Origin of the sequence: Pseudomonas fluorescens, assembly GCF_018614775.1 — a bacterium.
Taxonomy (GTDB): Bacteria; Pseudomonadota; Gammaproteobacteria; order Pseudomonadales; family Pseudomonadaceae; genus Aquipseudomonas; species Aquipseudomonas fluorescens_BY.
This window is the reverse complement of the sequence record NZ_JAGGOF010000097.1, coordinates 19,331-34,191: the sequence shown is the minus strand read 5'-3', so window position 1 is coordinate 34,191 and position 14,861 is coordinate 19,331. Positions and strand designations below refer to the sequence as shown.

Below are 14,861 nucleotides of genomic sequence, written 5' to 3'. Positions count from 1 at the left end.
AGTTAAGCGCGTTGGAATGTACAGAGCGGGCGGCAGTCATTGTCATGAGCCTCTTTGGGGGTAATAAAAGTTCGCCGATGGGCCGGCGGCCGGACATGAAAATGCCAGCGCCGAGCACCGCTGAGAGCGAACTTCGGGGAATAAATATCGACTTCCGACAACGACAATAACAGTCGGGTCAGCGCCGGTAACCTATCAGTTCTGATAGTGGGCAGATCGATGGGCGAGGCGTAAAAGAAAGGAAAACTTGATGGGGCGCTGCTCAAAAAGCCCGCCATCAAGATATGTCGATCAGGGAGTTCAAATGATGGCCGCTGTGCTACCTCCGCCAGAAGTTCCAATGCTTGGACCTGATAACGCGATTGATCTGGACGCGTTGGGTAGCGCCGACCTTGCCACTCACATTAACTATCCCGGCATTGCCGAAGGGCATGCATTCTGGCCCAACTGGCGGGGAAGTGGTCCGCTGGGTGAGGTCATCGACCATGTTGACGACCGGGTGCTGATCGGCCCGGGTGAGCTGAAGCCGGAAGGCATGCGGGTCGAAATTCCTAACGACAAGCTCCGGGCGCTGGATCAGGGCCAGGTGCTGTATTCGTACAGGATGGACGATGCGAGCGCACCGGATGGCCGGGGAGAGGAATCGCTGCGGCGTTTTTTTCATGTGGGCAAAGGGGTGAGTGCGCTGCTTCCGGTTGCACAGATCAAGGAGTCCCATGATTGCGATGTGGACCTGACGCTGTTGGTAGGACTTGCCGGTGCCACTGTGGTCGTACCACCCTATCAGGCGATGTCGGTGGGCGACCAGGTGACATTGACCATGAAAAGATACTTCTTTGACGGCATCGCTTGGGACGATTTTACCCGCAGAATAGTCCTGTCCGAGCCCGACCTGGGGCGACCCCTGCAATGGACAGTACCACTCAGTGAGTTGGAACCCATTGAAGATGGCTCTGCATTGATCAGCTACAGCATCGTCTACACCACCCCGACGGTGCCCAGCCACTCCCGTGAACAAGCGCTGCGTATCGTTACGCCACAAACCCCTTTGTTGCCGGCGCCCCGAGTCAAGGACTATACCGGCGACATGCTGGACCCCGAGGCGCACCCCAATGGCATTACGCTGGTCATCGAGATTTACCCCGGTATCCAGGTGGGCGATGAGGTGGTGTTGTACGCCATGGGCGATCCGAAGGAGATCAAGACACTGCGCGTCGATCCGTCAACGGTGGACAGCCAGGTCCTGCAAATCGCTGTCGACCATGGGTGGTTGTCAGCCAATAACGGCAAGACGGTAGAGCTGACCTATCAGTACGCCCGGGTAGGGCGGGCCGGCACCTCCATGCCGTTGACGCTGACGTTGCGCCGGCCCCTGCATTTGCCTCATCCCGAGATCGAGGGGGTGATCCGGGACGGTGAGGATGAGGAGTACCGGGGTTATTTACTCGCCAGTAGTATCACGGGAGGCGTCTCTATCAAGGTTCCAGCCGAGGCGGTGATTGGTTCGGAGGACACGGTCCAGATGCACTGGGAGGGTTACGGCGACAGCGGCAGTCATGTGGCTGATCCTACGGTCGGTGATCCAAAACGTTTTTATATCCCGCCCCGTTTTGTACCGGCGAACATGGGCAAGCGCCTGGATGTGTTTTATCGAGTCACCCCCCCAGGGGAACCCTCGTACAAATCGGGGGTGTTTGATCTGGAAATCAAGGACATCGTGAACGGTTGGCCGACGCTCCAGATCCGTTCCCCCGCTTCTCCGGATAACAAAATTTCTCTGCGTGCGGTCATCGATGAGGTGACCTTCAACTTGGCCAATTGGATCTTCATGGCCCAAGGGCAGCGCGTGAAGATAACGGCTACGGGCCTGCTGGCGGTTGGCGGCGAAGAGATTTTCAACCTGCGCGAAGGCGACGCCGAGGTGGTGACCGAGGAAGAGTATCTCGCCGGAGCGCTGTCCTCGCGCCTGCCCCGCTCCTTTCTGGAAAGGTTGCGACTCAATCAACAGTTCGATGTGCGTGTCGAAACCAGTTTCGATGAAGGCTTTTCCTATAAAGCCTTTCCCATGATCTCCCCGCAGTTGGTGGAGTAACGCCCGTGGAGAATTCAAATCAATGAGGTCTGGATCATGTCAAACAATTCGCTGGAATCGTTGCTGGCCTGGATGAAAGATACGTCGCAGTTGTCGGGCTGGGGAATGATCGTCGCGCTGGAGCGAAGCAAGGCAAACTTGTTGATGCGCCAGGAGTATATACGTCGCTTCGATACCGAAAGCTATTTGCCGCCGATCCGAGGGGAAGTGCAGGTCGTTGAAAACCGGTGGGTGAAATTCATCCATGACTTTGTGATGGATGTACCGTTGCTGTCATTCGAAAATGCCGACTTGAATGATTCCAAAGCGATGTTGACTATGAGCGTGATCGGCGGAAGCCAATTAACCCTTACAAAAGAAAGTGTGGGTTGGAAGGCGGTTGAGGTGGATGAAATCGATCCATTGCAAGGGCCGAAATTGTACCTGGACTTGCTGCTGCATCAAGTCCCGGGCAATGTGGACGACGACGGGCGAATCATACTGGATTTGAAAAAAAGCGATAACTTCAGACTGACCTTTGGCCAGACGGCAGAAGAGCAGCGATTGGGCGGAAGTTTTTTCAAGGACCTGTTCAACCAGCTGCCCGATGATAAACGTATCTGGCCGTTGGGCAGGATCGAGCGCGGAACGAGTGAGTCGATGCGTCCTCAATCATTTGGTCTGCGCACTCAGGCAAGCGGAGCGGCTGCCCGCGACCCCAGCTCCGCCGAGCACGGTAACGGCGCTATCGTGGCCTTCGTACGTATGGAAGGGAATAACGAAGGGGGTTATCCGAGTCCGAACTCTGGTTTCAGGTATTTAATTCCCGATGACGGCGAAGAAGACTATTCGGCCACTGTGTTATTCAACGTGGAGCAACTGTCTTCCGTTTTGGGGGACGCGTTACTGGATAGGGTTGCAGAGATGATCGGCAGTGATGATTTTCATCGTCTCTACAGCAGTGATGGACAGCTGATGTCAGCTGTGGCAAGGGCAGGAGGATTAACGATAGCATCATCGGCAAACCCTCTCCCCGGTGTGGGTGTTGGTGAGGATTCGCAGTTCGTCATTCCTTGGATTACCCGGAGTTCGGTCTTTCTTTCAGCAAATAGTAAGGTGCCCTTTACGCTAGTTGCCGAGGCGGCGAATAAGTTCTCAGTGCATTGGGTTTCGGAAGCTAAGTCACAGGTCAATATATTGTTTGTAAATGGGGTGGGGGAGGAGTTGTGGCCTACAATCACTAAGGAGTATTTGTATGTTGTGGATCTTCAGGCTGAATTCGAACTGATGGATGTTGTCGGAACTGATGGCGTCAGCGAGGTGGTGATGCGGGCCACGAAGTTTGAGCTGGTGACAAATATGAAAGATGAAGAAACCGGTGCGCTATCAGACGGTACGCCACTGGCAAAGGAAGAGGCAAGCAAAGACAACTTGACAGTATTGTTACTGTATGTGCTAGCTCAGCTTGGGCTTTTGTTCGTGAATAGTGTTCAACCAAAAATCAAGCGTGCGCTGCAACGTGATTTAAATATAGATATTTTTATGAGGCCATTTATCGACGACCTCATAAAAATGAATTTTGGCAGAGCGATACAAGGTCACGAAATCCGCTCCCCTTACGATATCGGCTTCTTCGGCCGCGTCAATCCCACCCAGACCTCTTTCATCATCAGCCCGATGCAGCCGCTGATGCCGCAGGACGATACCCTTCAATTCAGCACGGCACCTGATGTCGGCGGGGTGCTGTGGACAGTGGAGAACCTGGCGAGAGACGCCAGCGATCCCGGAGCCATCAGCGCCGACGGATTGTACCGTTCGCCTCCGGCGGCCTCGATCGAGGGGCGTTTCAAGCGTGTGCGGATCACGGCGACCGACCCAGGTTCGGATTACTACAGTTCGGCCTTGGTAACCGTGCTGGTGAATGAATTGTCCGTCCACCCGTTGATCCAGATTTGCGACCTTGGAAGCAGTGTCGAATTAGCGGCAGGTACGTTGGGTGAAGGTGAGCTGATCTGGTCGATCAAGAACCCGGTTGCCAACGAAAGTGGCGAAGTACGACCCAGCGTTAACCCCGAGGGCGATCACACCTATCACCATGGACCCGAGGTCTCCAGTAAAACCTATGTACTCGACGAAGTGGAAGTCAAGAACCGCCGGACGAGCCAGATCCGATCTGTCCATGTTCTGGCGCTGCAACGGACACCCGGAACAACGATCAGGATTGTCAACCTCGATATTTCGCAGGGGCAGGTTCAACTGGAGGCCATTGTCAATTCGAATGTTATGGAGGCCGAGTGGAGCCTGCCTTTGGGGGGACCGGGTTCGATCGATTCAACAGGCCTCTACCGGACGTCGCCAACCGCTACCGAGCGCTTCGTGCTGATTTTCGCTTTAGTGGATGGTGGCGCATTCGGCAAGTTCGAAGGCCATCTGATCTTGCCGCTGCCTCTGATTGAGTTCCCACAGGTACTCGAGGTGTTGAGTCAATGAATAGCGGTCAACCAGCTGTCAATACAAGCCCTGTTATTGGAGCGAATCCTTCTGGAGGTAATGTCATGGCCGGTCATTCGGTGGAAAGTTTACTCGCGTGGATGCACGGCAACTCCCAGATGCGAGGGTGGGACCTCATTATGGTCCTGGAGGGCGGAAAAATTAACCTGGGCCTGCAGCAGGACCATATCACTCGCTTGAGTCAGGGCACGGACCTGGGCGCTATCACGGGGGCCATGGACATACCCGATACCAACATTACCCATTACCTGACGGGTTTCAGGCTGGGCGCGCCAGCGCTCTCTTTTGAACAGCCCAGCCTTCAGACTGCCACGACATCCTTGAGCCTGGCGGTCGTAGAGGGCATCCATATGATGGTGGAAACCGTCCAGGGTCAGAAGAGCGTCACCAGCCTCAGCGCCCTCGATCCGCTGAATGGCGCGCAGGTGACGTTGGATCTGGCCTTGACGGCAGATGTCGGTGATGTGGTGGCAGATCTGGCGAACAGCGAGGAAGTCTTGCTGAAGCTGTTCAATACCCCTACGGAACAAAGTGAAGCGGGGACGCTCTTCAAGCGCTGGTTCGAGGGGTTGGACGCAGACCGGCGCGTCTATGCCCTGGGCACCTTCCCCGATGAGGGGAATCCGTTCATGTTCGCCCAAAGCATCGATGTGCGGACCCAGGTTCGCGACCCCCAGGCACTGATGCCCGGGAGCGAAGACGGTGCCGTGTTGTTGTTCGTGCGTATGTCCGACGGACTTGCGGGCACATTTCCTAGCGATGGCTCCGACTTCAGGTACCTGATTCCCGACGATGATGCCCAGCAAAGCTACTCGGCGACTGCACTGTTTTCCCTGGCGTTGATCCATCGGGCTGCCTTCGCCCATGCGCTTTTACAGTTGCTTGAGGGGGCTGAATTCGAGCGTACGCTCGGTCAGGGCGGCGCGTTGGCAAAAATGGTCGCCAAGCGCGGCGCCCTGCCGGCGACGGCGGGCAGCTACCGCAGCCTTGACTATGAGTTCGAGTTCGAAGCGTTCAGTGTTCCGGCTGCGGACGGCGCTTTGCCGCTGACCGCCGAGTTTGGTGAGGATGAGGTATTCCAACACTGGCAGAGCACCTTCTCCCTGTCGTTCAGATACCGCCCTTCAGGCGGCACGACCTGGAGCGCGCATACGGCTACGTTCACAATCAACTTGCAGCACGAGTTCCGTTTGGCGGCGGATGAGTCTGGCGTTTCGGCCATGGAAGGCGAGTTGTTCGTGCCGTACACCGATACGCAGGAGGTCAGTCATGTTTCCGGGCTTCCCGGGACGATTGAGGGCCAGGAACTGGAGCAGATCAAGGATTTCGTCGCCAGCACGGTGAAAAGGGCGATCCTTGAGCGGTTCGCCACCACTTTGACGACGGCAGCGTCCGAAACCTTTTTAGCAGGGGTGCAAATAATAGGCAGCAGCAATGCGCACCCGACCCGCGTCGCCTTGCCCTTCGACCTGGCGATGTTCGGCCAGGTCCATACGTCCGGTGCGTCATTCACCATTGTCGAGCGCCAACCGATGGTGGCTGCCGGCAGGCCCCTGCAACTGACCACGGAACCGGAGCATGCCGGCCTGCGCTGGTCAGTGGAAAATCTTTCCGAAAGCGGCAGCAACCCGGGTGAGATCGACGCGCAAACCGGCTTGTACCAGGCGCCACCTGCCCACGCCCTGAACGGCTCATTCAACCGGGTACTGGTCATTGCCCATGAGCCGCTCTCCGGCGAGCGAAGCGCGACATTGCTCTCGGTCATGGCGAACCCGATCACCGCTAATCCGCAGATCCAGGTGTGCTATCACGGCCAACGGGTAGAGCTGTCGGCAAGTCACCTGGATGGGAGCGTATTGGACTGGGCCATCAAGAATCCCGTCGCCGGCGAAAGCGGTGACGTGGTCGTCAGTGACAAACCGGGTGGTGATCACACTTATATCGCTGGTCCTCAAGTCGCTACAAAAACCTTTGTGCTCGATGAGGTCGAGGTGAGTCACGGATCTCAAACACAATCTGCCTATGTCCTGGTACTTCAAAGCGAGCCCGGCGCCACGATTAAACCGGTAGATAATCCGGATTTGCCGGAGGGGCAAATTCAATTGCAGGTCTTTGTAAATAATCAATCCCAAAACGGCCGATGGTCGCTCCCGCTCGGTGGGCCGGGATCGATTGATGCGGCATCGGGCCTGTACAGCGATAACGTTTCAGCCAAAGAGCGGTTTGTTCTGATTACCGTGTCGGTGGACGGCGGCGATTTCGGCACATTCGAAGGCTATATCATTTTGCCGCTGCCCCTCTCTGGTTTTCCTACCGTGCTTGAGGCGTTGGCTCAATAATTATCAAGCACCGCTTTATTGCTTTATTTCTTAAGTGAATGAGAGGGCAATATCATGTCTGGCAACTCGTTGGAAAGCCTGCTCGCACGTATGCGGCAAGGTTCGGTGACCCAAGGCTGGGGCGCTGTTTCAATCTTCAGTCGCGGGCGGTTGAATCGTTTGTTGGAGCAGCAATACATAGAACGATTCAATGGGTTCGGCTTCCTGCCGCCGTTAAGTGGGCAAGTCTTTCTGAACGAACTTCAGAGCCATTATGTCGAGCTGGAAAATATTACGTTAGGGCAGCCGCGGTTGTCGTTCAATACCGCATCGCTGACTAATTCCACTGCAGTATTGACGATGAATATTCTGAGCGGTCGTTATACCGCTTCGCGTCAGGCGGCTGGCGCGCTGAAGACGCTCTCATCGACTTTCACTGTTGCGGAGTCGCAGGGTTTCAATGTCGAAATGGACATTGATTTATCCATGGTGGTGGGCGAAATCGACAAGCAGGGCAGGGTGAAGCTGAATTTGGCCGAAGGGGTTAACTTTCGTTGCAATCTGGCCGGAGACGATGAAGCAACGAACCTACGCTTGTCGGGCTTCTTGAGACAATGTTTCGCGGCGCTACCAGCGCACCGAAGTGTCTTTCAATTGGGGATGCTCGAACTTAAAGGCCACAACCCGTTGACCCCCACTTCATTTCACATCCTCACCCAGGCGGCCCCAGGGGCGAAGGTCAGGGGGGCGTCGAATTTTGGCGAGGGTGGGGTGGTGATTTTCATACGGTTGCAGGGAAATACCGTCGATGGGCGTTTCCCTCCCGATGGCAGCTTCCCGTACTTGCTGCCTGATGATCAGGAAACCGATGGCAGTGATCGGTACACGGCGGCGCTGATTCTTTCCCAGGCGATGATTCCTCACATCGAGGATAACCGGCTGGACGTGCTCAACAACCTGCTGTTTCCCGGTGACAACGTATTTGAAGAGCGTGAGCGCCATGTGCCTGCCGACCTGGCGGTATTTGGCAACATCAATCCGAAACGGACCCGCATTACCCTGGAGCCTACATTTCAGACTATCCAGGCCGGAGGGACGCAGCGCTTCAGGTTACTTGATTGGAACGGTACGCCCATCCAGGCCAGCAGTTGGAAGGCGGTCAGCCTGCAGAGTCATACCGCCGCGGGTCATGGCAGGATCAGCGACGGGCTGTATACCGCCGCCTCCGCGAATACCATCGGGCATGAGTCGCTGCATGTGGTGGTCACCGCCGAATATATCGCTGGCGATGAGACCTACACGGCATCGGCGTTGCTGCTGGTGGTGTATGAAAGCGTGACGGTGGCACCGAGCACGGCGGTTTATTCGACCCGGGCCCAATCACAACCCATCGTGTTGAAGGCCTCGACAGCGGATGCCACGGGTGTGACATGGACTCCCCTGGCACCGCTGTACGGCGCGCTGACCCCTGAGGGTCACCAGGCAACCTTTACACCGGATACCCGCTCAAGGGCCAAAGGCCTGGCCGTGCAGCAGATTGAAGTCGCCGGTACGCAAACGCGGCGGTTAGCCCTGGTGCTGCAGAATGCGCAACAACAACTGCGGATCGATCCCGCCTATGTTCCAGCGGTACAAAAGTCCGTGGCGATACAACTGAGGGACGACACCACGCTGCTGCCCAGTCTCCCCAGACGCTGGAAAGTGATCAGCGGCGCAGGGCAGGTCAGTTCCACGGGGCAGTTCACCGCGTCGGCCCAGGGCCCGGCATCGAGCACTGTCGTGCAATGCGAAATCGTCAGCAACGGGGTGGTTCTGTCCAGCGGCTACAGTGTCGTGGATCTTTCCGAGCTGGAACCGGAGCCCAGCTGGAAGGCGCTTTCAGAGTTCACCGTAACGGTGCCTGGCGGGAGAGAACAGGGACGCTATGGCCAGTTGTATGCAAACGGCTATCAACAGTTGAGAGCGGAAATCGTGGTCGGGACAGTCCCTGTCAATGGCGTGGAATACCCGTTGAGTGTCACCGAGAAGGCCAGCCTGAAGCTGGTAGACGATGTATCGGGAGATGAAATAGAGCCGGTCGAGGAGCCGCTTGACGGTATAGCGGAATCGGACAGCGAGAAATGGCGGAGCCGCTTGGTCGAGAATCGTTTTGAACTGGCCGAACCCTGGGGCGCCGTGCAAGACGCCTCGCCCAGTGCAGCCATCAGCCGGCAGGAGATTTATCTTCATTCGCGGGAAAGGGGGAATGCAGTAAAGGCTTTTCATGTGAAGTTCCAGGCCGACAGTGACCAACGATGGTGGAAGTCAACCGACTTTCCCGGCGAGGTAAACAGCAAAATACATGTTACCCCGCAGGCCATACCTCAATTCCAACCGTCGGACTACCTATTTGAGCGAGTGAGGGTCAGTGGTGGATCAGCGGGCCCGGGGGGGGATCCCGAAGATGATTTCGACTTTCATTTGCGCACTGTCGATTATTGGACGTTGCGATACGTGGGGGGTACGCTTCCTGGCGTTGCGTTCGAAACGTTGGAGTTTGTTTCGGTTGATGGCAGCGATATTTACCTATCGCCCCAGACGTCGACCATTCGCTGGGAAAGCGAGCAACTGGCCGAAACCATGTTCAGTTGGACAGGGTATATCTTCGACGATCCGCTGAAGGAGGAAGTTGTCGATAAGGTGAAGTTCGACAGTGTCCTCAAGGAGGTCGTCAAAGAGCGGGACGAGTCGTTGGATATTAGGGTTGACCAGTCAAATTTTGCGAAAGGCCTGCTGGTTATTACTTTGCATCGTTCCGATCGCATTCCTTACATCCGTCGGGGAAACAATGCCAGAGACAAGTTGTCCCGGGACCTGGCAGTGATATTGATCGATAAACGTGGAAATCCACACAGGCGACGCATTTCTTTCCTTCCGCCTAGTACTGTAGGGGATCGGAACAGACTGGTGCACACGGAGTTTACGCCGTGAATCACGCTGGGCAGTTAAAGAAACATTGAGCTTCGAATGCTCGGAGCGGGCGGCAGCCAGATGCCGGAAGGCATTGAATATTGCCGCTTATACGCCGCTGCCGGGCTTATTGAATTCAGATACATGAGGATTACCAGATGACCGCCTCGAACTCTGTACACTCCAATGCTTTCAACTTCATGAGCTTTATAGAGGGGGGCGTTGATCCGCGCACCGGGCAATATACCTTTAGCGTCAGCTTGCCGGACATCAAGGCCAATTACCTGCAAGGGCCGGAGCTGCCTCTTCAATTGGCGTATAACCCCCTCAATACCCAGGACAGTGGTTTTGGCTATGGCTGGAACCTGCAATTGTCGCAATACACGCCCGCCAACCAGGTCCTGTCCCTGAGCACGGGGGAAACCTTCAAGGTCACTGGCAGTGACACCGTCAGTGGCCAGTTGGTGATGAAGGAAAAAAAACTCGACAGCTTTCATTTCCATCAACAGGACGAGACCCATTATCGGGTCGTGCATAAATCCGGCCTGGTCGAGATACTCGAAGTCATGGACAGCTCACAGAATCAGGTGGCCCTGCCCGTTGAGATTCGATCAGCCACGGGGCACAAGGTCACCCTCGGCTATACCCCGTTCAGCGGCACTCACCAGATACTCGCCTGGGTCAAGGATGACTCGGACCAGACCCTGCTGACCGTTGAACGCCAGAGCACCACCGTCGAAGTGTTACTCCAGCCGTTCGCCGGCCCGGATGGCAACCCATTGGCGCGCTTCGTCATGGCCCTGGAAGGCTCTGACAAATACGTCAACCGCATCACCCTGCCCACCGAGAACGAAGCATCCTGGCGTTTCGGCTACAACCGTATCCGCGATCATCTCTGCATCACCTGGGTAGAAACCCCCACGGGCGGGCGTGAAGACGTGTTCTATCAAGACGCCGGCCATTCATTCCCGGAGAACAGCGGGCGCACGCCGTTGCCCCGGGTGACCCGGCATCTCACCGAACCGGGCTTCGACCAGCCTCCGATTGATGTGCGCTACACCTACAAGCTCCCTGACAACGACACCGAAACGAACTTTCTCGGCAACGGCCTGCGTCTGGCCTGGGATAATGACGGTCTGGACAATCTCTACAAACACATTGGCGCCTACGAGTACGGCTGCATCGAAACCCACTGGGTCGCCGACGACTCGGAAGAGGAGCCGTATCCAGTACGAAAGATCGAACGCAGATTCAACCAGTTCCATCTGCTGACGCATGAAACAACCACTCAGAACAATAACGTCAAGACGGTTGAAACCACGTATTACCTGACCCCGGACGTCGATTTCGAACAGCAACCGAAATACTGCCAGTTGCCCAAGACGGTCCGAACCAGCTGGTCGTTACTCGATAATCCGAACCGCAGGCGCACCGAAACCGTCAGCAACACCTATGACACGCTCGGCAACCTGCACGTGCAGGCCCTGGCCAATGGCGTTATCGAAACCAGCACCTGGTATCCCGCCGCAGGGGGGGATGGTTGTCCGGCCGACCCCGAAGGCTTTGTGCGTAGCCTGAAAGAAAAAAACGTCAACCCGGCTCCGTCGTCTGATGGTCAAGCCCCGACCTTAGGTACCCGTTATCGCTACAAGGCTCTGTCGGAAGTGGGGGACGCCTTCCTCAAACAGTGGCTGACGATCGAGAGCCAGACGCTGGTTCAGCTTGGGTCCACCGAAACCGAGCTGGAGCGTACACTCTTCGACCATATCGACGACCGGACGGATGCGTTCCTGCATGGACGCGTCTCACGTCAAACGGTGACGATGAATGGCCAATCCACCCGCACCGACTATGCCTACAGCACGCTCGACAGCCCACTGTTCAAGGAGAGCGTGTTGCAGACGGTTGAAACCCTTACCGGTTTCGACCACCAACAAGATGGCAGAAACGTGCAGAAAGTCGTGACGTTGTGGCATTCGGTGCTCAACGGCGAGCCACTGCTCAACCGCGATGACAACAATGTCGAAATCCACTACACCTATGACGCGCTCAGGCGAGTAACCCGGGAAACCGTCGCGCCCGGCACCGCTTTCTCGGCATTTCGCAGCTATGAGTATTTTCTGTGTGCCAATCCTGGAGAGCAGGCCGAACAGTGGCTGTATGACGTCAAGCGGGTCAAAACCTGTACGAAGTTCGACGGGCTCAACCGGGCGATCTATGAAGAACGGGACGACGCGGATGACCCCAGCCGCGCCAGCACACCGCGTCAGGTCTACGCCGCCGGGTATGACGCACTGGGTAATCTGATCAAGGATGCCGAGTATGACTGGCTGGGTGAAGACGTACGGATTCTGACGACAGAATATGAATACGACGACTGGGGCGCACAATACTGTGTCACCGGCCCGGACGGCGTGAAGGCCTTCGAGCAGACCGATCCGATTGGTACGTCCGAGTCGCAGGGGCCGATCCAGCGCAGTTGGCGCGAAGGCCTCGTACCCGTGCCGAAAACCAGTGGCGTCACCGAGACATGGCTCAACCTGTTCGAGAAGCCGACCCGTGTCGTACGACTCGATCTCTCCGAGCAGCCTGTCAGCCTGCATCGATATTTCTATGACGGGCTCGGGCGGACCGCAAAGGAAATTGTCGGATTCCCTGAGCTGGAGCGTGTCACGCTCTACGGTTACGACGCTTTTGACCGGATGATCGAAAGCACCCTGCCGGACACCGCTGTGGTTCGGCGCAGTTATGCCGCACACAGTCGCGAAGACCTGCCTATTTCGATCAGCGTCAATGAAGTTGGGCTCGGTACCCAGACATTCGATGGTCTCGACCGGATGATCCACTCCGAAACGGGCGGTCGGGAGCAGGTGTTCACTTACGAGCCCGGGCAGACGCAACCCCATACGGTCACTACGCCCAGCGGCAACGTCATTGAATACGAATATCAACCGGAGTTGGGAACCGAGCCCCTACGGCGGAATCTGGCAGGAAGCATATTGGCCGATTATGAATATGACCGGGAGAACGCACGTCTGACCAGTTGCCAGGAACAAGGCTTGCAGCTCACCCGTGACTATTACAGCACCGGTGAGCCAAAGAGCGAGCGGCGAACGGTAGACGGTGTCGACTACACCATGCATTACCGTTACAGCCGGCTCGGTCGCCTGTTTGCCTACACTGACGTGCTGGGGCAGGAACAGAGTTATCGCTATGACGCTCAAGGCCGTCTGGAGCATACGCAACTGGGCACGACAGCCTCGACGTTTACCTACGACGCGTTGAGCCAGACGGCCAGTATTCATACTCACGACAGCCTCAGCGGGCAAAGCGTGGGCATCACCCTGGAGTACGACGAGTTCGGTCGTGAAACCTTGCGCACCTTTGATCTCGATGGGGTCGAGCAGCAACTGAGCCAGGTCTACAACGATGTCGACGGTCTGGAACAGCGAACCTTGCGTGAGGGGGCCGTCGTGCTGCGTGACGAGTCCTACAGCTATGACTTGCGGGGGCGTCTGACTAATTACACGTGTGTCGGTACCCAGCCGCCCATCGATCCGTATGGCAAACCCATCGATCGTCAGGGGTTTTCGTTTGACGCGCTGGATAACCTCACGTTGGTGCTGACCTACTTTGCCGGTGGCTTCAACCGGGCAATCTATACCTACGACACGCTCCTCGACCCAACGCAACTGCGACGTGTCACCAACAGTCATGCGGATTACCCTGCCAGCATCGAGTTGGAGTACAACCTGGACGGTCACCTGGTCCGAGACGAAGAAAACCGAACGCTGGAGTACGACCCCCTCGGTCGGCTGATTTCCGTCAGCGGTCAATCGGGCGAGCCCCCTGCCGGCTACAGTTACGATCCGTTGGATACGCTGACCGGTTTGGACGATGGGAGCGGGCCAGAGCAACGCTTTTACCAGGGCGGAGAATTGACGAGCCAGATCAGAGGCGCCGATAGCACCACGTTCGTGCGTGCAGATAACGTGGTGCTCGCCGAGCGCCAGGCGGGTGCTGACCCAAAGTCGTTATTGTTGGCCGGGGATAACAAGAACAGTGTGCTCTGTGAAGTTGGCCAGGGTGCAGCCCAAGCGGTGGCCTACACACCGTACGGCCATCGCGCTGAAGAGGCTGCGGTCGGCAGCCACTTGGGCTACAACGGTGAACGGCGGGAGACGCAAACCGGCTGGTATCTGTTGGGGAAGGGGTATCGGGTGTTCAACCCCTTGTTGATGAGGTTTCATAGTCCGGACAGTTGGAGTCCTTTTGGGGAGGGGGGGGTGAATGCCTATGCCTATTGCGAGGGGGATCCGGTTAGTTTTTCGGATCCTACGGGGCATGTAATATATAGATTACCCAATGCTATGCCCAGACCTGTTGTGAGTACTATGTCAGCAGCCGGGGTGACTCGGAATGCTAGCCAACTGGTCGGCGGTCATTCAGTTGGTGCACCACAGGCAGTGGACACTTCCAGCAAGTTGTCAGCGATGCCCGCTAATGTTCCTGCGGCAACAGCCATTCAGCCGAGTAAAATAGTCGTTGAGCGTGGCAGTATTGCAGATCTTGCAAGAAGTCGAGCTAACCGCATTATCCCGCCCAAGAATCAGAACTTTGAAAAAGGCTCCATTTCTGATCTCGCAAAAAACAGAAGTAATCGATATATCGATCAAACCGGGAGGCCGCCAATGCCTCTTCCCAGCTCATCCAAGTTCACGCCTAAATCGGTTCAACCACCGCCTGAACCTGTTCCAACCCTTCAACCCCGGGTGTCTGACAAAGACCTGAAAAGAATAGAAAGATTAAAGGAAAAAATTAGTATTGATGACAATCAACGCAGGGCTACGTCGCAAGTGAACAGAGAAAAATACAACGGCTGGAAGGCAGAACTAATCAGGTTGGGTGGCTAGTGATCTCGTTTACATGATCCAGTGACTCAGAAAAATCCGCCAAACCACCGTCATGGCCAAGCTCTAACTTGTCCATGACGGCCGTGCTTATATCAATTG

5 protein-coding genes are annotated in these 14,861 nt (G+C 56.3%); all 5 read left to right on the top strand.

The window, feature by feature from the left end; genetic code table 11:
* The first annotated feature begins 340 nt into the window (after positions 1-340).
* The 5 genes from J7E36_RS21960 to J7E36_RS21940 all read left to right on the top strand — a co-directional run bounded on the left by J7E36_RS21960 (position 341) and on the right by J7E36_RS21940 (position 14,762).
* Positions 341-2,092 carry a hypothetical protein gene (locus J7E36_RS21960; protein WP_215007778.1) on the top strand — a complete coding sequence of 584 codons (1,752 nt, stop codon included), beginning with the start codon at positions 341-343 and terminating at the stop codon, positions 2,090-2,092.
* A gap of 36 nt (positions 2,093-2,128) precedes the next feature.
* Positions 2,129-4,561, top strand: coding sequence for a hypothetical protein (locus J7E36_RS21955; protein ID WP_215007775.1), 2,433 nt, complete (start codon positions 2,129-2,131; stop codon positions 4,559-4,561).
* A 65-nt stretch (positions 4,562-4,626) separates the two neighbouring features.
* Positions 4,627-6,921: a hypothetical protein gene (locus tag J7E36_RS21950; protein ID WP_215007772.1), complete on the top strand. Its 2,295-nt coding sequence runs from the start codon at positions 4,627-4,629 to the stop codon at positions 6,919-6,921.
* 54 nt (positions 6,922-6,975) lie between these two features.
* Complete coding sequence (locus tag J7E36_RS21945) at positions 6,976-9,870, top strand: hypothetical protein (RefSeq protein ID WP_215007769.1); 2,895 nt, start codon at positions 6,976-6,978, stop codon at positions 9,868-9,870.
* 137 nt (positions 9,871-10,007) lie between these two features.
* On the top strand, positions 10,008-14,762 hold the full coding sequence (locus J7E36_RS21940; protein ID WP_231286428.1) for an RHS repeat domain-containing protein: 4,755 nt from the start codon (positions 10,008-10,010) through the stop codon (positions 14,760-14,762).
* The last annotated feature ends 99 nt before the right edge of the window (positions 14,763-14,861 follow it).